Origin of the sequence: Streptomyces roseirectus (assembly GCF_014489635.1) — a bacterium.
GTDB lineage: Bacteria > Actinomycetota > Actinomycetes > Streptomycetales > Streptomycetaceae > Streptomyces > Streptomyces roseirectus.
Genome location: NZ_CP060828.1, coordinates 8,039,309 through 8,057,610, shown reverse-complemented (window position 1 = coordinate 8,057,610; position 18,302 = coordinate 8,039,309). Strand labels below are relative to the sequence as shown.

The following is an 18,302-nucleotide window of genomic DNA, read 5'->3' as shown; positions in this document are numbered from 1 at the left end:
CTCAGGCGTCCGGGACAGCGGGCGCCCGAAGCTGGAGGGATCCGGTCGGCGACGGCGAGGAGTGGCGATGGGCGCGGAGGTGAACGGCACCAAGGTCCCGGGCACGGGGCGTGAGCTGCTTCCGGCGTATCTGGTGTGCGCGGTCGTCGCGCTGTCGGGGGTGGTGTGGGCGGTGCTCACGCTCATCCATCTGGACACGGTGACGGCTTACGACCAGTTCCACTACTCGGTGCAGAACCTGTTGCTGGGCTTCGGTTTCGCGTTGTCCGGGATGCTGTTCGCCGCGCGCCCGACGGGTGCCGTGTTCGGCTGGCTGCTGATGACCGCCGCGCTGACCGTGACGGTGGCCGACGTCCTGCTGATCACCATCACGCTGGGTCTGCTGCCCGCCTCGCTCGGCGGGGTCGCCTGTGTGGCCGGGATGGTCTTCTACATGCTGTTCGGCCTGCTGATCCTCACCCAGCCGGTCTGGCTGCCGGACGGGCGGCTCGGTTCGGTGCGGGCGCGCCTGTACGTCGTCGTCATGCTGCTGCTGTGCGTCGCCCAGGGGCTCTACGCGTGGACGCTGGTCGACGGGTGGATGGGAGTGCGCAATCCGATGGCCCAGGGGGCGTGGGCGGCGTTCTGGCACCGTACGGAGCCGGTCTCCCGGTGGGTGTTCCCGACCGGGATCGAGGTGGCGCAGGTGCTGGCGCTGCTGGTGATGGTCGTGAAGAGCCTGCGGTCCCGGCAGTACCTGCGGGACACCTGGTGGGTCGCGGTGCCGTACACGGTGTGGTCCGTGCTGGCGCTGCTGACGCTGCGGGTGGACATCCCGGAGGCCGTGGACCGTCCGGTGCGCTACGCGGCGGCGCTGGTGTGGCCGCTGTGTCTGGGTTACGTCAGCGCGCGCGCACGCGCGTGGTACCTCGATCGCGCCGCGCGCCGGGTGCTGGCGACGCTGCTGTTGACGTTCCTGCTGCTGGCGGCGGCCATGGCGGCGGCGGGTGTGCTGCTGAGCCTGGCCCCGCACCACCGGGACACGGCGCGGCTGCTGCCGGCTTGCGCGCTGGGTCTGCTGCTGGGGGTGCTGCTGCGGCCGACGTTCCGGTGGGCGGCGCGCGTGATGGACCACTACTTCTACGGTGATCGCGCGCACCCGTACCAGGTGGTGCGGGGGCTGGCCGAGCGGCTGAGCCGTGCGCCCGATCCGGGGGACACGCCTCAGTTGCTGGGAGACGCCGTCGTCGGGGTGCTGGGGCTGCCCGCCGTCTCGGTCACGGTCGACACCCGGCACGGGCCGCGTGAGCTGGTACGGATCCACGATCCCGGGCCGGTGGCGGAGGAGTTCCCGCTCCTGTACCGGGGCGAGGAGATCGGACGGCTGTGCGTGGCGCCGCGCCCGGGTGAGCTGGCTCTCGACCCGCAGGACCGGGAAGCGGTCCAGGTGCTCGCCGGGCAGGCGGCTCCGGCGCTCGCGGGCGCGCGCCTGTACCAGGATCTCCAGAGCAGCCGGGAACAGCTCATCCACGCGCGCGAGGAGGAGCGGCGCCGGCTGCGGCACGAGCTGCACGACGGGCTCGGTCCCGCACTGTCGGGACTGCGCCTCCAGGTCGACGCGGTGCGCAGGGGCGCGGGCGCGGAGGTGGCGCGTCCGCTGTCGGAGGTGTCCGACGGGATCGGGTATGCGATCAAGGAGCTGCGGCACATCACCGACGGGCTCGCGCCGGCCGCGCTGGACGGCGCCGACCTCACGCGCGCGCTGCGGCAGCTCGCCGACCATCTGAGCAGCCGCAGTCTGCGCATCGGGGTGGCGGTGGAGCCCGACCCGCTGCCGCCGCTGCCGGCCGCGCTGCAGGTGGCGGTGTATCGGATCGCCTCGGAAGCGCTCAACAACGTGGTCCGGCATTCGCACGCCGACCGCGCGCAGGCGCTGGTGTCGGCGTCGGACGGGCGGGTGTCCCTGCGGATCACGGACAACGGGGACGGCTTTCCCTCCCACCGGGACTGCCCGGGGGTGGGGCTGCGGTCCATGGCACAGCGGTCGGAGGAGCTGGGCGGGTCGTTCGCCCTCACCAGCAGTGTGGACGGGACGGTCGTGGACGCCAGGTTCCCCGCCGGTCCCGGGACCACGTCGGGACCTCGGTCTCATGCGTCCGGGTCCCTGGGCGCCGAAGACTTCTGACTGTGGGAACACCCCGTGAGAGCGGGGCCGAAAGGAGACAGACATGCGTGGGAAACGCTCCGGGCGTTCAGTCAAGGACAGGGCGCTGGCACGCTTCCTGAAGATCGCCGCAGCCCTCCACCTTCCGGGGGCTCGGTCCCGGCTCGCCTCCAATCCGTGCTGGCCGAACAGGTGCTGAGGCACCGCCCGCAGGCCGCCCCGTGGACTTCCACGGGGCGGCCCTTTCGTGCGCTCAGGCCGCCGTGTACCCCAGCTGGCGCCGCATGTACGGCGTCATCAGCGTCTTCGCCTTGGCGACGGTCGTCGTGCGGCTCCCGAGGACGGCGCTCTCGCCGCCGGGGACGGGGACGAGGGTGAGGCCGTCGGCGCCGCCGAAGGGGACGATGAGCGGGGTGCGGTGGGGGGCGCGGTAGAGGCGGGGTTCCTTGCGGTGGCGCCCGGCGGCGAGGTGGGCGCGGATGTTGTGGGCGGCGAGGTCGGCCTGGCTGATGGCGGCCTGGGTGACCTTCTGCTCGGCCGCGTCGTTGACGTCGCCCACGGCGAAGACGTCGCGCAGTCCCGCCACGCGCAGCGCGCGGTCGACGCGGACGTGGCCCGCGGGGTTGAGCCAGTCGCCGTGCCCGGCGAGGCGCAGCCACAGGGTGTTGGGGGTGATGCCGGTGGCCCAGAAGGAGACGTCGGCCTCGACCGCCTCGCCGTGGGTGTCCTTGTAGACGCCGAACTCGGTGCCGGGCGCCATGAAGGAGCCGAGGCGGACGGCGACGTCGTGCGCCTCCAGCCAGGTGCGCGCGCGGCGTCCGGCCCAGGCGCTGCCGGTGGAGTCGAGCAGGGCGTCGCCGGCGTGGGCGAGCGTCACGCGCACGTGGGGGCGCGCCAGGCGTATCTCGGCGGCGAGTTCGACGCCGGAGGGGCCGCCGCCGACGACCAGGACGTGGTCGGCGCCGGCGATCTTCTGCTGGTGCGCGGCGAACGTCTTGGCGGCCTCGTCGACGGTCGTGCCGGTGAACCGGGCGGGCTCCGGGTAGTCGGCGCCGGTCGCGATGACGAGGACGTCGTAGGGGATCCGTTCGCCTGTCGCGAGGACGACGTGCCGGGCGTCGGTGTCGATGCGCAGGGCCTTGCCGACGACGATCCGGCCGTGGGTGAGGAGCCGGTCGTAGGGGATGAACGGGGTCGAGGTCCACTCGGGGTGGACGCCCGCGCGCAGGGAGGCGATCCGGTGGAAGAAGACCTCCTTGCGGTCCACCAGGGTGACCCGTGAGGTCGCGTCCAGCCGTTTGGCCAGCCGGACTCCGGCGTAGCCGCCGCCGATCACCACTACGTCGCCGTCGCGCACGGCCTGTCTCCTGTACCTGTGGGGGTGCTTCGCGCGAGCGCCGGGGCGTGGGGGCCGTTTTCGGCCGCTCGGCTTGTCCGTGAGCGTAGCTTTTGAAATCTAAAGAAAGAGTGAGGGCGGGTGCGCATCCCGTGAAACCCCGTCCCTGGGCGAGGAGTTGCCGGGTTCTCAGGAGTCGCCGGGCGCGCCTCCGTCGAGTCTCGTGAGCCAGGAGCCGAGGAGCTGTTCGAGGATGGCCGCCTCGGCGGGTGTCATCAGGTCGAGCAGCCTGCGCTCGTTGCGCATGTGGTCGGCGAAGGCGCGGTCGATCAGCTCGCGGCCTGGTTCGGTCAGGGCGACGATACGCCCGCGCTGGTCGTCGTCCGCGCGCCGCCGGGTGACGAGGCCCGCGCGCTCCAGCCGGTCGATGCGTTTGGTCATCGCGCCGGTGGTGACCATGGTGTGCGCGGCGAGTTCGCCGGGCGCCCGCTCGTACGGGGCGCCGGCCCTGCGCAGCGCGCACAGCACGTCGAACTCCCCCTCCCCCAGGCCGTACCGCCCGTAGACCAGGCACAGTTCGTCGGTCAGGCGGCCGGCCAGCGAGTGCAGTCTGCCGATCACGCCCTGCGGGGAGACGTCGAGGTCGGGGCGCTCGCGGCGCCAGTCGTCCTGGATGCGGGCGACGCGGTCACGCGGGGGCGGGGCCTGGTTCCGCCACTCTTCCGAGGGAATGTCCTCACTCATGCCTTCCAGGGTACCTTCCCGGGAAGCTACATTGTCTTCCATGGAAGCGAATGCACGCTGGATCGCCCTCACCTCCCTCGCCCCGGTGGCGTGGGGAGCCAACTACTTCGTGACGCACGAGTACTTGCCGGCCGACAGCCCCCTGTACGGCGCGGCCCTGCGCGCACTGCCCGCCGGGCTCGCCCTCCTGATGCTGCGCCGACAACTCCCGCGCGGCGCGTGGTGGGGGCGCTCCGCCGTCCTCGGCTTCCTCAACGCGAGCGTGTTCTTCGTCCTCGTGTACGTCGCCTCCCAACTGCTGCCGACGAGCGTGGCGTCGACGGTGATGGCGGTCTCGCCGCTGACGATGATGCTGCTCGCGTGGGGTCTGGTCGCCGAGCGCCCGCGCGCCGCGCATCTCGCGGGGGCGGCGGTCGGGCTCGCCGGGGTGTGCCTGATGCTCTTCACGGGGGCGGACGGCACGAGCGTCGTAGGCGTCCTCGCGTCGGCCGCCGCGATGCTGGTCTCGTCGTTCGGGCACGTCCTCACCAAGCACTGGGGCTCCGGCGCCGACGTCCTCGCGGCCACGGCCTGGCAGCTCACGGCGGGTGGCCTCTTCCTGCTGCCGGTCGCGGTCGCGGTGGAGGGCGCACCGCCCTCCCTGTCCGTCTCCGCCGTCCTGGCGATCGCCTACACCTCCCTCATAGCGACAGCCCTGGCGTTCGCCGTCTGGTTCGCGGGACTGCGGCATCTGCCGGCGGGGACGGTGGGGTTGATCGGCCTGCTCAATCCGGTGACGGGGGTCCTACTGGGGACGGCTGTCGCGGGGGACAGCCTGAGCGGGCGCCAACTGGGCGGTCTGGCGCTGGTGTTGGCGGGGGTGGTGCTGGGACGACCGGGACGGAGCGGGGGTGGGGACGGATCGACGCCGGTCACCTCGCGAGGGCGCGAGGGAGACGGGGACGAGGTCACACCGGCCGGCTCGCGCGGGCGCGGCGGGGACGGACTCGCGTCGACCGCACCTCACAGGCGGGGCCGGCGCACACACGGCACGCCTCCCGGCGAGGGGACGGCCCCATGAGGACGCCCCGCCGCACAGCGCGCCGAGCCGGACCCCCTCACGCCGGGCGGACCGAGCCGCCCTCGCCGGCCGGGGACGTCACGCCCCCGCGTCCCAGCCCTCCCCCGAGCCCCGGCCCTCCCCTGCCGTCCGTCTCACTCGCCCCGCGCGCTCACCCGCGCGAGGAGCGGCCCGTCGGGATGGATCGTGATGTCGAACGCGGGCCGGGGCCGCTCCCCGACAAGGGCGAACTCGAAGGCGGGCAGCAGGGTTTCCGCGAGGAGGGTCATCTCCTGGAGGGTGAACTGGGCGCCGAGGCAGGTGCGGGGGCCGAGCCCGAGCGGGTAGTACGTACCGAGGGCAGGCCGGGGCGCCGGTTCGTGGAATCGCCGGGGCTCGAACCGCTCGGGATCCGGCCACAACTGGGGGATCCGGTGCGTGAGGTAGGCGCACAGGGCGACGGTGGTGTCCTTCCCGATCCGGTGCCCGGCGAGGACGTCGTCCTCGGTGGTGTCGCGGAACAGCAGCAGCGCCGCCGGGTAGAGCCGCAGGGTCTCGCTGATCAGCGCCCGGATCGCGGCCGTCCGCGCGGCCGAGCCGGCGGGCCCCTGCGCGAGCGCCCACTCCCGGTCCCCCGGGTGGTCGTGCAGGAGCAGCAGGAGCCAGCTGAGCGTGGCGGCGGTGGTCTCGTACCCGGCGACGAGGAAGGTGACGAAGTTGTCGCGGACCAACCGCCCGTCGGGGTCGGGGAGTTCGACGGTGTCGAGCAGCGCGTCGAGGATGCCGGGGTCGCCGTTGGCGCGGGCGGCGGCGACCGCGCGTCCGGCGGCGGCGTCGACCTCCGCGAGGTCGCGCTCCAGGTCGGCGGTGTCGGCGGGCCCGATCGCGGCGACCGCGGCCACGATGCGGGCGGCGGCGAGGAGTTGGCGGTGGGTGGTGTCGTCGAGGGGCAGTCCGGTCGTGGCGCGCCAGATCACGTCGATGGTGAAGCGCCGCATGTCGGCGACGAGGTCCCGGGGCTCGCCGGTACGGGCCGACGCGCTCCAGGCGCGGGCGACGTCCGCGACGGCGTCCCGCATCGCCCGCTCGTAGCGCCGGACGCCCTGGACGGTGAACTGGGGCTGGAACAGCCTGCGTTGCCCCCGCCAGGCGGGCCCGTCGACGGTGAGTACCCCGTCGCCGAGGAGGTGACGCATCCGGTGGGAGCGTTTGACGTACCGGTCCGGATGTCGCGCGAGCACGTGCCGGACGGCTTCGGGGTCGGTCACGAGGACGACGGGCCGGTCCCCGAGCCGGAACCCACTGACCGGCCCGAGCCGGTGGGCCCGCCCCAGCAGATCGACGACCGGCGTCCCCGCCGCCTTCCAGGCAGCCACCTCCGCCCTCGACAACTCCGGCACTGCACCGGCCAACTCGACCTCCCGCTGCGCACGTTGCGAACCCGCCCCATGATAGCCAGCGGTGACCACCACACCACTTTGGGCAACCCATCGGCCGGCCCCAAGGACTTGCCCCCGGCCGATTCACAGAGTGCCACTGCTCGTCGAGGCATCCTGCGGATGACATCCAGCCGCGGAGGCACAGCGGTGTATCCGAAGAGCGCCGCTCCTCGCAGCTCTTCTTCGTGGAACAGGAACGGACTCTCTGTGAGCGCTGCCCGCTCCGGTGGGCGCGTGCAGCCCGCCCGCCCTGGTGACCCCCGGCAGGTCGGCCCGTACCGGATCGTCGGGCGGCTGGGCGCGAGCGGCATGGGCGTCGTGCACGCCGGTCTCGATCCCGCCGGGCTGCGCGTCGCCGTCAAGGTCATCCATGCCGCGCCGGCCGGGGATCCGGAGTTCCGGGCCCGTTTCCGCCGTGAGGTGCGGCTCTCGGCCCGCGTCCAGGGGCCGTGCCTCGTGCCCGTTCTCGCGGCCGACCCCGACACCGAATCCCCCTGGCTGGCCACCGCCTACGCCCCCGGCCTCACCCTCGACCAGCACCTCGCCGCCCACGGCCCCCTCACCGCCGCCACCCTGTACGCCTTCGCCACCGGCACCGCCCAAGCTCTCGCCGCCATCCACGCGGCCGAGGTCGTCCACCGGGACGTCAAACCGCAGAACGTCGTCCTCACCCCGACCGGCCCCCGCCTCCTGGACTTCGGCATCGCCCACGCCGCCGACGGCACCTCGGTGACACGCACCGGCACGATGACCGGCACGCCCGGCTGGATCAGCCCTGAGCACTACCGCACCGGAACAACCGGCCCTCAGGGCGACGTGTTCGCCTGGGGCTCCCTCGTCGCCTACGCGGCCACCGGCCGCCCGCCCTTCGGCACCGGCGCTCCCGACGTGGTCGCCTATCGGGTCATGTCCGCCGACCCCGACCTCGACGGCCTCCCCGAACCCCTCCGCGACATCACGGAAAGGGACCTCGCCAAGGAGCGTCCTCGACGACCCGTGGATCCACCGCCTCGGCAACGTCGTGAACGCCCTCGACGACTCGCAGAAGCGGGTCAAGCTCCCGAACGGCTCGGACGGACCTTCCGGGTTGCCAGGACTTCCGCTGTTCCCGGTACCGCTGCCGCAGCCTGTGCCGCTCATCCTGGCCTCCTACCAAGGACAAGTCCCCGGCATCCTGCCGATGCGCGCCGGCATCAACAGGGTCGACCCGTCCATCCCCAGCCAGGACCCCATCCCACCGGCACCCGGAACCACCCGCATCCTCGGCCCGGCCGAACAAAAACAGTTCCAGACCTGGCTCAACTCACTCACCCCCGGAGGCTTCGCGGGCGGCGGCGGGCCCACCAAACATCCTTGTGGAACTACTCCAAAGCGCTCCAGCAATCGGTGCCCCGGCACGTGCATCTCGTTGATACAGCCCAAGCCCTTACGAGCGGACATTCGCAAACCGGTTCAGCGCGCCTTGCTGGGCACCTGCCACAGGCGTCATATGCCGGAATCCCCCCCACGAGCCGGGTTCGCGGGTGAGGCGATCAGCGGGAGGGCGGTCCAGGGTGTGTCCGTAGTCGGTGGCAGGACCAGAGCGCGGCGGTGACGAGGAGGAGGTTGCGCAGGAGCAGGATCGCGATGACCGGGGCTTGGCCGGCCAGGGCCTGGTTGACGAAGATGGGGAATTCCAGGGCGGTGAGGGGGAGGCAGGCAAGCACCAGGACGATGACCGGGCGTTGTGTGGTGGTCCGGGAGGCGGCGCACACGGCGACCAGGCCCAGGAGCCAGATGAGGTACTGGGGGCTGATGACACGGCTGGTGACGACGAAGAGGAGCGTGGCGGTGAGCGCGGCGTCGGCGGCCGGGGCGGCGGAGCCGCGTGTGCGCCGGCGCCACCGGATCAGCCAGCACGCGGCCAGGGCGCTGGCGGCGAGGGAGGCGTCGGCCACCGCGGCGACATGGGGGCCGACGATTTCGTAGGACCCGTAGCGTTTTTCGATGTGCCCGGTGTAGCCGAGGTGGCGTGCGGCCAGCAGCAGGCTGCCTCCGACGGACTCGTATTCGACGCCGCGGCCCGCCTGGGAGGTCAGGAAGCCGAGGGCGTTGTGCAGCAGGGCGGCTGCGGTGAGGCACACCCCGGCGGCGACGGCCAGGGCTGAGCGCCAGGTTCTGCCCGGCGCGGCGATCAGGAGAAGGGCGGGCCAGGCTTTCAGGGAGATTCCCGTACCTGCGATCACTCCCGCGGCGGTGGGGCGGCGGTGGACGAGCAGCAGTGCCAGAACGGCGCAGGCGGTGGGGAAGATGTCGTACCGGGTGTACGGGAGGCCGAACAGGACGGGGATTCCGGCTGTCCAGATCCAGGCCGGGGCGAGGGGGCGCGTGGCCGGTCCGGTGCGGATCAGGGCGAGGGTGACGAGGCCGTCCACGACCACGGTCATGAGGATGAAGATCTGGACGTAGGTGCCGAGCGGGCTCAAGTACGGCAGCAGCATGATCAGTGCGGAGCCCGGCGGGTACTGCCAGGTGGTGTCCGCGGTCGGAAAGGTGCCGGTGAGCATGGTGTCGGCCCAGTGCTGGTAACCGGCGACTTCCTGCCAGGCGTTCTGGCCGCTGAGGAGGATGCCGACGACCGCCGTCAGGCGGGTGACGATCCAGAACAGGCCGAGGGCGGTCAGTCGGCGGCCTGACCGCGGCCGGGGAGCCGGTACCCGGTCGGCACCGGGTGTCGACCGGTCTGCGGTGAGGGTCAACGGACCGCACCACTGCCGGCCATGGGGGCGTCGGGCGTGGTGACGTGCCGGACGAAGTCACGCACGTGCCGCTCGACCTGCTCGGGTTGGTGGACGGAGCTGAAGTGCCCGGCGCCGGGGATGCCTTCGAAACGGGCACCGGGGATGGCGGCGGCGGTGGCGGCCTTCTGGCGGGGGGACATGAACCTGTCGCGCTCACCGGAGAGGACGAGGACGGGCAGGGTCCCGAGTACGGGCAGGCCGTCGGTGTAGTCGCAGACGGAGATGTCGGCGAGCAGGGCGAGCAGCGAGTCCCTGGGCATCGACGACACGATGCGCCGGGCGGTGCGGACGCGGGTGCGCAGGGTGCGGGGCCGGGTGGCCGGGGTGCCCTGTCCCTTGGGTTTCTCGGCCGCCGGAACCGGTGCTGAATCGTTCCGCTTGGTCGCTGTGGACAGGCGCAGTGTGAGGGCGAGGAGCAGGCGGACGACAGGGCGTGCGACGGGGGTGGGCACGGGCAGTCCGGTGACGGCCTGGAGCCAGCGTGCGGCGATCGTGTCGAGCAGCACCACCCCCGTGATCCGGCTGCCGAACAGGTGCGGTTGCTGCTGGGCCAGGGCGCAGAGCGCGAGGCCGCCCATGCAGTGCGCGACGATGATCACCGGCCCGGTCGGGGCGGCGGCGTCGATCACCGAGGCGAGGTCACGTGCGGTCTGGGCGACCGTGGCGTTCTTGAGGGTGGAGTCCTGGGAACGGCCGTGCCCCCGGTGGTCGTAGAAGACGAGTCGGCCCACATCGGCCAGTGCTCGGCGCTGGTTGTCCCAGTAGGCCAGGGTGGTGTTGAAGCCCGTCACGAAGACGAGGGTCGGTTCGCCCGGAGAGCCGGCGTCGACCTCGACGTGCAGGGCGAGCCCGTCGCCGGCTGGGACTGCGAGTTCTTCAACGGAGTGTGCCATCGCTTCCACGCTTCTCGATCCTTCACGGACGGCCGGGACTGTCCACGGCTCCGAAGGACCGGCGCTCACGACCGGCTCCGCATCCTATCTTCGGCCCTCGACGGGGATCGGGGGTGGCCGTTGTCACATCGCCCCTGCCGGGTTTGCCAGTTGCGCGTGGCAGGGCTGATGATCTTCTCCGTCGCACCACTTACCGGGACCAAAGGGGCGGCCAAGGCAATGGGCAAGGGTCCGCGGGGGTGGGTCGAGTACGGTGGAAGAGACGGTGATCGCGCATGTCACCGATGTTTTCGCACCGCGGATCGGCGGCATCGAGGTCCAGGTCGAAGCGCTGGCCCGTGCGCAGTCCGATACGGGGCAGACGGTTCACGTCGTCACGGGGACGCCCGATCGCGGGCCAGGAGCGGACGTTTCTTTTCCCTTCGCCGTCCATCGCGTGCGTGCGTCGGAGCTGCGCGGCCTTCTGACATCTCTGCGGCCCGACGCGGTGCACATCCATGTCAGTGTGGTCTCTCCGTTCGCCTGGCGGGCGGCTCGGATCACGGGCGAGTTGTCGGTCCCGGCGGTGCTGACCGTGCACAGCATGTGGGACAGCCCCGTCCGGCTGCTCTACCGCACCATCGCCGCACTCGGCAGGTGGCGGCGCGGGCTGGTGGTGACGGCGGTGAGCACCCCCGTGGGCAGACAGGTCGCCAAGGCGCTGCCCGGCTCGGTGCGGATCATGGTCGTGCCCAACGGTGTCGACACGGGCCGGTGGACGGTCGACGCCGCTCAGCGAACGCGGGGCGGCGCGGAGTTCCACGTCGTCTCGGTGGGGCGCCTGGCCCGCCGCCGTCAGCCGATGGCCCTGCTGCGGGTTCTGCGGGAGTCCCACGCTCGCCTGTCCCCCGGTGTCGGGATGCGGGCGACCATTGTCGGGGCGGGACCTCGGCGTTCGGCGATGAAACGTTACCTCAGGCGTCACCGGATGGACGGCTGGGTCGATCTCGTCGGCGCACACGACCGGGCCGGCGTGCACAGGGTGCTGTCCACGGCCGACGCCTACCTGAATGTGACGGGCCGTGAGGCGTTCGGCCTGGCCGTCCTCGAAGCGCGCTGCGCCGGGCTGCCGGTCGTGGCCCGCTCGACCACGGGGGTCGCGGACTTCATCGAGCACGGCCGCGAAGGGCTGCTCGGACGACGCCTGGAGGACCTGGTGGACCAGCTCACCCGGATCGGACGGGACGGTCTCCTCCGGGAGCGGATAGCCGAGCACAACCGCTCCACCAGGCCGACCACATGCTCTTGGCCCTTCGTGCTCGAACGACTGCAGGACTGCTACGACCAGGCCGCCGAACTGGCCTGGACCCGGGCGGACGACCAGCCCAGAACAGACAAGGAAACCCGTTGGAGACCCCTCAGCACATCGCCCGCATCGCCTGGAGCAACGTCGTACACCTGCGCCAGCGGTTCACCAACAGCTCTCCCTCCCGCGTCGCCCATGACGTCGTCCGCGCAGCGAGGCTGATGTGCCGTGACCCGCAGCCGGGTGGGCCCTCTGAGCGCGCTGAGCGGCCCGAACGGCTCGTGGTCACGCTGAGCACAGTTCCCCAGCGGTTGCGGTATCTGCGTCCGACACTGCGCAGCCTGCTGGACCAGAGCTGCCCGCCCGACCGCATCCTGCTGGCCTGGCCGGATTATTCGCTGCGTAAGAACGTGCCCTATCCGGAGCCTTCCGGGCTGCCCGCGGGTGTGGACGTGTTGCGCTGCACCGACGTGGGACCGGCGACCAAGCTCCTGCCGGCCCTGGTGGAGGAGCCGGATGCCGTGCTGGTGGTGGTGGACGACGACGCGATCTACCCGCACGACTTCCTGGAGTCCCTGCTGGCGAGCCACCGCCGGATGCCGCATGCCGCCCTCGGGGTCCGCGGCCAGCGTGTGCGCTACGGCGTGGATCCGCGCTACCTGGGTCACGTCAGCGGCACCGCGGTCCGCGAGCCGGTCCCGGTGGACGTGCTCATGGGCATGTGGGGGTACCTGATACCGCCCGGTGCGCTGGATGCGGCGGTGCACGACTTCGACGGATGGCCTGCCGAAGTGCGCTGGCAGGACGACGTGTGGATCTCCGCGCACTTGGCGAAGCGAGGCGTGTCCCGCTACGTGGTGCCGATTCCCGGAGTGCCGATCGAGAGTGCGGCGGCGTTCGTCGGAGCGCTGCACCACACGGTCAACCGCTCGGGCCACAACGAGGCAACGGCCTTCGAGACCTTCCGGGACTGGTGGGAGAAGTGACGACCCCGACGGAGTTGGCGGTGCAGTCCGGCGGTACCGGCCTGCACGTGGAGATCGACGAAGCCGAGGGGCAGGTGCCCACCTTCCTCTTCGTCAACGGGCTCAACCTGACCATCCACCACTGGCGTTCCCAGCGCGCCGGTCTCGCCTCGGCCGGACGGCTGGTCTTCTACGACCACCGGGGGCACGGCCGGTCCGGGAAGACGTCCTGGCGCAGGGCGACGATCCGCCAGACCGCGCTGGACCTGAAGGCGGTGATCGACGCGGTCGCGGCCGAGGGCCCGCTCGTGCTGGTCGGGCACTCGATGGGCGGGACGGTCATCGCGGCCCTGGCCGCTGAGCACCCCGAGCTCTTCGGACGCACCGTCACCGGGGTCGCGCTGGTGGAGAGCCTGCCGGGCAGGTGGGGCGACGTCAGCTACGGGCTGGGCATGAAGGTCTCGCGTCCCCTGGTCGTGCTGTCGCGGCTGCTCGGTCCGGTGCGGCTGCTGTCCGCCGCCTGCTTCTGGGCGGTCAACTCCGTGGCGGTACGGATCAGGCCGCAGTGGGCACCGACCTCGCCCCGGGTGCGGGCCGCCGACCGCGCACGCGGAAGGACCACCCTGTGGGGCGTCATCATGTCGGCGTCGACCTTGGCGTTCACCGCCCTGTCCACCGACGCGATGGTCTGCGACCACAGCCAGGCGCTGCCGGTCATCGGGCGGGCCGCGACGCTGGTCGTCGCCGGCACCGACGACCCGTACATCCCGGACGAGACCAAGACCCGGCTCGCCGAACTGATCCCCGGGGCGAAACTGCTGGTGGTGCCCGAGGGCGGGCACTCCAGCCACCGCCGCCGGGCCGACCTGGTCAACACCGAACTGATCAGCCTGGCAGCGCGGGCCGTACCTCGTACGGGAACAGAGCAAGCTCCCGTATAAGGGCGCGCGGCCCGGCCTCGTCAGCCGACGACCGGGACGACGAGAGCGGACGGCCGAGCCGGGTCGTGGAAGACCTCCTGCTCGGCGGTGACCTTGACCGACCCGGCCCGCTCCCCGGTACCGGGATTGGCCGGGAAGCGGGGTGAGGCGCCGCTGCACACCTGCACCCGGAGCCGGTGCCCGGCTCTGAACCGGTGCCCGGTCGGATACAGCTCGACGCTGATGCGGCGCACCCCGTCCTCGTCGGCGGTATCCGCCGACCGTACGAGCCGCAGGATGCCCTCGCACAGGTTCATCGACGCACCCCCGGGATGGACGTCGCACAGGCGCACCACGAAGTCGGTGTGCTCCCGGCTGGAGCGGACGTACAGGTCCGCGGTCACCGATCCGATGACCTCCATCGGACGGCGCAGCGGCTCGCTCGTGTAGGTGAGGACATCGGAGCGCCGTTCCAGGGCCCGGTTGTCGGCGGGGCGGGAATTGCCGATCAGGGTGGGGCCACGGGGCGCGGGGGTCGGGTCGGACGGGTCGAAACGGTAGTGGTCCGGTTGCGATTCCGCCGGGGCTCCTTCGGCCAGACCCCGGCCCGGCTGGAGGTGCCAGCGCACCTGCTGGGTACCCGGCGGCGGGTAGTGCGGATAGTCCCGCCACTCGTCGGCACCGGTGACGAACAGGCGTACCGGGTGGGGGCGCACACCGCTGCGTTCGCCGAGCAGGTGCGCGCGGAACCAGGCCAGGGCCTCCCGGTTGGAGACCATGACATGCCGCAGGTCGTAGTGGAACCAGGGGCCGACGGTCAGGTGCGGTTCGTGGCCGGCCGCCCGAAGGGCCAGATAGTCGTCCAACTGGCCGCGCACGAAGACGTCGTACCAGCCTCCGACCAGGTGCGCGGGCGGGACGCTCGTCCGGCGGGGAGTGCGGCTGTGGTCCAACGCGGTGCGCAGCGTGCTGCCGGGCCCCTGGTCGGCCAGGACCTCCTGGAAGAACGGCAGGCGTGTCCCGCTGGCCAGGAGGTCGAGTTCTTCCAGCGGGCGGCCGGTGGCCACGGCACGCCGCACGCGGGAGGGCGCGGTGATCGACGAGGTGAAGCTGTGGTTCGAAAGCCAGATCAACACCGATTCGAGGCCGAAAGAGCCGCCGGTGAAGATGGCGTCGGCGAACGACGACGCCGACAGGTGGACCGACAGCGCCTTGAGTTCCGGCACATCGGCGGCGATGGCCCACTGCGAGAACCCGAGAGCGCTGAGTCCGTGCATGGCCAAGGGCCCGGTGAACCAGGGCTGTTGACGCAACCACTCGACCGTGGCGAGCCCGTCCTCGTGCTCCCGGCTCAACGGCACGGCGTGTGCGCGGAAGTCCCCCGCTTCCCGGGAATCCTGGACCAGGACCTGGAAGCCGTGGCGCGCGAAGTAGCGGCCGTAGAAGATCCCCAGCGGCCGACGCCCCATCGGTGACCGCACCAGAATGGTCGGTGTCCCCTCGGACACCCCTGGGGACGGGTAGTAGCGGTCTGCCGGCAACGCCACGCCGCCGCCCACCGGCACCTCGATGTCGCGCTGCACCCGTACCCGCCCGGCCCTGATCACTCGGCCGACTCCTTCACCCTTTTGACCAGCACAAACTGCGAGGGGAGCATATCGTCCCGGTGATCAGCGCAGAACGGCCAGCGGGTCGGACAGCCGTACGCCCTCGGTCAGACTCCTCTGGACGAACCACTCCGTCCCCAGCACCCGCCGGAACACCGGAGCCGGCAGCCGGCGCAGGCCGGCCAGGGTCCGCACGCCGTCACCACCGCCCGCCTGGCTGCCGTGCGCGGCCATGCTGGCCCGCTTGAGCGCGGCGAACCGGCGCACGTCCACCCGGTGCGTGATGTCCTCGCCCGGGACGTAGGCGTCCTGGAAGGACGCCGGGTCGACCTTCGGGCCGAGCACAGGCAGCCGCGCCGCCCACCGAAGCCCGCGCAGGAGCAGGTCCCGGTCCACCGTGGCCTCCAACACGAGTGGTGTGCGCGCCAGTTCGGCCGCCCGGTATCCGACACGGTGCACCTGGACATGGTCCGGATGCCCGTAGCCGCCCACCGGGTCGTAGACGGTCAGCAGATCCGCGCGCTCGCTCTCCAAGACCTGCGCCAGCCGGTCGGCCGCCGTCTCCACGTCCATCGTGCTGAACGCTCCCGGAACAGGACCGTGCACCGGGTCGAGCCCGGAATCGCGGAAACCGAGGAACTCCACACGTGCGCAACCCAGGGCACGGGCGGAGGCCGTCGCCTCCTCACGGCGGACCTCCCCCAGCCGACGCCCTCCCAGGGTCCGCGGATCCGCGAGCCCCGCATCGCCGTCGGTCGCCACCACCAGCACCACACGGTGCCCCTCCGCGGCGAGCCCGGCCATCGTCCCCGCCGTCAACAAGGACTCGTCATCGGGGTGGGCATGGAAGAAAACGCAGGTAGCTCGCACCGAACCAACCTACCGCTGCCCACAGATAAGATCCCCGAGTGCTGATCAACAGGAACTTCACCCTGCTGTGGGCAGGGCAGACGCTTTCCGAGATCGGCGACTACGCCATCGGCACCACCCTGTCCCTGTGGATCGGCGTCATCCTCCTGCGCGAGAGCGGCGACGCCCCGCTCGCGGTCTCCGGCATCGCCGCCGTCACCGCGCTGGCGACCATGCTCGTCGGCCCGATCGCCGGGGTTTTCGCGGACCGGTGGAACAAACGCCGGACCCTCATGACGGCCGACCTCCTGCGAGCCCTGCTCATGCTCGCCGCCGTCCTGGTGGTCTCGCGCCCCTCTCCCGCGCACGACAGCCGAGCGACCCTGCTCCTGCTCTACGCGATCGTCCTCGCGGCAACCGTCGCCGCGCAGTTCTTCAACCCCGCGCGCTTCGCACTGATCCAGAGCGTCGTGCCGTCCCAGGACCAGAACCGGGCCGCGGCCATCGGGCAGAGCACCCACGCGATCGCCGTCATCGCCGGCCCGCCGCTGGCCGCGCCCCTGCTCTACACCGCAGGGATCCAGTGGGCGCTCGCCCTCAACGCCGCCTCCTTCCTCGTGTCCTGCGCACTGATCCGTGCGGTCCGCGCACCGCACCGGCAAAAGTCGGGCGAACCGCTCCCCGGCACCGGACTGGCCGCCGAATTCGCGGACGGACTGCGTGTCGTGGCCCGCAGCAGACCGCTCAGGACACTCATCGTCGCCGTCGTCCTCGGAACCACCGGCATCACCGCCTTCAACACCCTCGGAGTCTTCTTCGTCACCGAGGATCTCGACGCCGCACCCCAGTGGTTCGGCATCCTCGAAGGCGTCCTCGGCCTCGGACTGGTCGCCGGAGTGCTGACCGCCACCCGCCTCACCCACCACGACCCCCACCGCCTGTTCGCATGGGGGCTGTTGGCAACCGGCACAGGACTGGCCATCGGCGCGAACTGCTCCGGCATCCACCCCGCGCTGGCCGTCATGTTCCTCGTCGGCATCCCGCTGGCCGTCACCTACGCCTCGTTCACCCCCATCATCGTCCAGGCAGCACCGCCGACCCACCTCGGCCGGGTCACCGCGCTGATCAACCCGGTCGAACGGGCGGCCGCCCTCCTCGGCGCCACAGCGGCCGGCTGGCTCGCCCACAACTCCCCCCTCACCGACGGACCGGGCAACGGCGCGGACTCCCACGGCGTCGGAAGCACCCTCACCCTGGCAGCAGGACTCGTCCTCGCCACCGGGATCTACGCCGTGTGGGCACTGCCCCGCGCCGCACAGGCGCCGCATGCACGGCACAGCCCGCAGACCCCGTGAGCCCTGTGAAGCGACTCCAGCAGTTCCCACCCGGCCGCAGGGAGGAGACCGTCGGCACCACAGGGACCGAGAATCGCCGGGCGCGATCGTGTCCATCGCCACCGCGGACTTCATGCGGGCCCGGCTGCCTGCCGCACTGCTCGCCGTCGACCTCCTGGCCGCCACCGCCCCGGTGTCGCAAGTACCGCTTCGCCGTCGGGGCACCCAAGGACAACCCTGCCCTCACCCACAGGGGCGTACCGGATCGGCACCACCACCCGGCGACAGCGGCGACGGGGTACCGGAGCCGGATCTCCACCTCGCAGGCACCGAGTGGCGCCCTGGACAAGCCGCGGCGCCCGCCGCGGCTGACAGACTCCGAACTGGTCCGCCGGGCCGTCGCTCAGGTGCTGCTGGGCTTCCACTCCGGCGATGCTGGTGAAGACGCCCGGTGAGTTGGGCAAGCTGACGGCGGCCAGCGGGATTCCCCGCGTGCGGCCACTCGGCACGGTGAGACCGAGTGACCGCATGCGAGGAGGGTTTCGTGTTCGTCGTGGTACCCGAGCGGTGTCGCAGATCGAAGGTGCTGAAGCGGTCTCGCCTTGTGTGCGGCTTTCGCTGTGCTGGTGTCAGCGGCGGAGCTGCCGGAAGAAGGCGCGGGTGTCGTCGACGAACAGGTCGGGAACCTCGAAGGCCGGGAAGTGTCCGCCTTCGGCGTGTTCGCTGAGGAAGGACGGCCCGCCACCGGGGTGGAGGACTTTCCGGACGAGCGGGTCGCTGTAGAAGAGGGAGGCGCCCATAGGGACACCGTTGGGTTCGCCCCAACTGCTGTCGGGGGGCGTAGGCCAGTTCCCAGTAGAAGTCGGCTGTCGCGGGGCCGGTGCGGGTGAACCAGTAGAGGCTGGCGGTGATCAGGACATCGTCGCGGCTGATCGGGGTGGCGGGGTTGGCCCACTGGGCGAGTTTCT

14 protein-coding genes and 1 pseudogene are annotated in these 18,302 nt (G+C 71.7%); 7 read left to right on the top strand and 8 right to left on the bottom strand.

Annotated features, from left to right (window positions below; genetic code table 11):
- Positions 1 to 67 precede the first annotated feature (67 nt).
- Complete coding sequence (locus IAG44_RS34835) at positions 68 to 2,164, top strand: GAF domain-containing sensor histidine kinase (protein WP_187751050.1); 2,097 nt, start codon at positions 68 to 70, stop codon at positions 2,162 to 2,164.
- A 232-nt stretch (positions 2,165 to 2,396) separates the two neighbouring features.
- On the opposite strand, the gene IAG44_RS34830 is transcribed toward IAG44_RS34835, so the two are convergent.
- Both IAG44_RS34830 and IAG44_RS34825 read right to left on the bottom strand, forming a co-directional pair.
- Positions 2,397 to 3,500 carry an NAD(P)/FAD-dependent oxidoreductase gene (locus tag IAG44_RS34830; RefSeq protein WP_187751049.1) on the bottom strand — a complete coding sequence of 368 codons (1,104 nt, stop codon included), beginning with the start codon at positions 3,498 to 3,500 and terminating at the stop codon, positions 2,397 to 2,399.
- Positions 3,501 to 3,668: 168 nt separating this feature from the next.
- Complete coding sequence (locus IAG44_RS34825) at positions 3,669 to 4,223, bottom strand: MarR family winged helix-turn-helix transcriptional regulator (RefSeq protein ID WP_187751048.1); 555 nt, start codon at positions 4,221 to 4,223, stop codon at positions 3,669 to 3,671.
- Positions 4,224 to 4,263: 40 nt separating this feature from the next.
- Between IAG44_RS34825 and IAG44_RS34820 the strand changes: the two genes are divergently transcribed.
- Positions 4,264 to 5,283, top strand: a complete 1,020-nt coding sequence (locus IAG44_RS34820; protein ID WP_246562263.1) for an EamA family transporter — start codon at positions 4,264 to 4,266, stop codon at positions 5,281 to 5,283.
- Between the two features lie 134 nt (positions 5,284 to 5,417).
- On the opposite strand, the gene IAG44_RS34815 is transcribed toward IAG44_RS34820, so the two are convergent.
- Positions 5,418 to 6,674: a cytochrome P450 gene (locus IAG44_RS34815; RefSeq protein WP_246562260.1), complete on the bottom strand. Its 1,257-nt coding sequence runs from the start codon at positions 6,672 to 6,674 to the stop codon at positions 5,418 to 5,420.
- Positions 6,675 to 6,908: 234 nt separating this feature from the next.
- On the opposite strand from IAG44_RS34815, the gene IAG44_RS44840 reads away from it, so the two are divergent.
- The gene (locus tag IAG44_RS44840) at positions 6,909 to 8,228 is read left to right on the top strand and encodes a serine/threonine-protein kinase (protein WP_425508485.1); all 1,320 of its coding nucleotides are present in this window, start codon (positions 6,909 to 6,911) and stop codon (positions 8,226 to 8,228) included.
- A 5-nt stretch (positions 8,229 to 8,233) separates the two neighbouring features.
- Here the strand turns inward: IAG44_RS44840 and IAG44_RS34805 are convergent, their stop codons facing one another.
- Positions 8,234 to 9,439: a glycosyltransferase family 87 protein gene (locus IAG44_RS34805; RefSeq protein WP_187751047.1), complete on the bottom strand. Its 1,206-nt coding sequence runs from the start codon at positions 9,437 to 9,439 to the stop codon at positions 8,234 to 8,236.
- Positions 9,436 to 10,374, bottom strand: a complete 939-nt coding sequence (locus IAG44_RS34800; protein ID WP_187751046.1) for an alpha/beta fold hydrolase — start codon at positions 10,372 to 10,374, stop codon at positions 9,436 to 9,438. The genes IAG44_RS34805 and IAG44_RS34800 overlap by 4 nt, the downstream gene beginning before the upstream one ends.
- 253 nt (positions 10,375 to 10,627) lie before the next feature.
- On the opposite strand from IAG44_RS34800, the pseudogene IAG44_RS34795 reads away from it, so the two are divergent.
- From IAG44_RS34795 to IAG44_RS34785, 3 genes and pseudogenes are all read left to right on the top strand, one after another.
- Positions 10,628 to 11,623, top strand: a pseudogene (locus IAG44_RS34795) (glycosyltransferase family 4 protein); the annotation flags it as partial.
- 137 nt (positions 11,624 to 11,760) lie between these two features.
- The gene (locus IAG44_RS34790) at positions 11,761 to 12,645 is read left to right on the top strand and encodes a hypothetical protein (protein ID WP_246565130.1); all 885 of its coding nucleotides are present in this window, start codon (positions 11,761 to 11,763) and stop codon (positions 12,643 to 12,645) included.
- A complete protein-coding gene (locus IAG44_RS34785) occupies positions 12,642 to 13,565 on the top strand; it encodes an alpha/beta fold hydrolase (RefSeq protein ID WP_187751044.1) in 924 nt (307 codons plus the stop codon). The genes IAG44_RS34790 and IAG44_RS34785 overlap by 4 nt, the downstream gene beginning before the upstream one ends.
- Positions 13,566 to 13,585: 20 nt before the next feature.
- On the opposite strand, the gene IAG44_RS34780 is transcribed toward IAG44_RS34785, so the two are convergent.
- Positions 13,586 to 15,151: a CocE/NonD family hydrolase gene (locus IAG44_RS34780; protein ID WP_223006811.1), complete on the bottom strand. Its 1,566-nt coding sequence runs from the start codon at positions 15,149 to 15,151 to the stop codon at positions 13,586 to 13,588.
- Between the two features lie 63 nt (positions 15,152 to 15,214).
- The gene (locus IAG44_RS34775; RefSeq protein ID WP_187751043.1) at positions 15,215 to 16,021 is read right to left on the bottom strand and encodes a PIG-L deacetylase family protein; all 807 of its coding nucleotides are present in this window, start codon (positions 16,019 to 16,021) and stop codon (positions 15,215 to 15,217) included.
- 38 nt (positions 16,022 to 16,059) lie between these two features.
- Between IAG44_RS34775 and IAG44_RS34770 the strand changes: the two genes are divergently transcribed.
- Positions 16,060 to 17,355 carry an MFS transporter gene (locus tag IAG44_RS34770; RefSeq protein ID WP_187751042.1) on the top strand — a complete coding sequence of 432 codons (1,296 nt, stop codon included), beginning with the start codon at positions 16,060 to 16,062 and terminating at the stop codon, positions 17,353 to 17,355.
- Positions 17,356 to 17,963: 608 nt separating this feature from the next.
- Here the strand turns inward: IAG44_RS34770 and IAG44_RS43850 are convergent.
- A complete protein-coding gene (locus IAG44_RS43850; RefSeq protein WP_246565115.1) occupies positions 17,964 to 18,134 on the bottom strand; it encodes a hypothetical protein in 171 nt (56 codons plus the stop codon).
- Positions 18,135 to 18,302: the final 168 nt, after the last annotated feature.

Excerpts from the sequence above, each read along its gene's own strand:
- IAG44_RS34835 (WP_187751050.1), top strand. The coding sequence starts at position 68 with ATGGGCGCGGAGGTGAACGGCACCAAGGTCCCGGGCACGGGGCGTGAG.
- IAG44_RS43850 (WP_246565115.1), bottom strand. The coding sequence starts at position 18,134 with ATGGGCGCCTCCCTCTTCTACAGCGACCCGCTCGTCCGGAAAGTCCTC.
- IAG44_RS34825 (WP_187751048.1), bottom strand. The coding sequence starts at position 4,223 with ATGAGTGAGGACATTCCCTCGGAAGAGTGGCGGAACCAGGCCCCGCCC.
- IAG44_RS34820 (WP_246562263.1), top strand. The coding sequence starts at position 4,264 with ATGGAAGCGAATGCACGCTGGATCGCCCTCACCTCCCTCGCCCCGGTG.
- IAG44_RS34800 (WP_187751046.1), bottom strand. The coding sequence starts at position 10,374 with ATGGCACACTCCGTTGAAGAACTCGCAGTCCCAGCCGGCGACGGGCTC.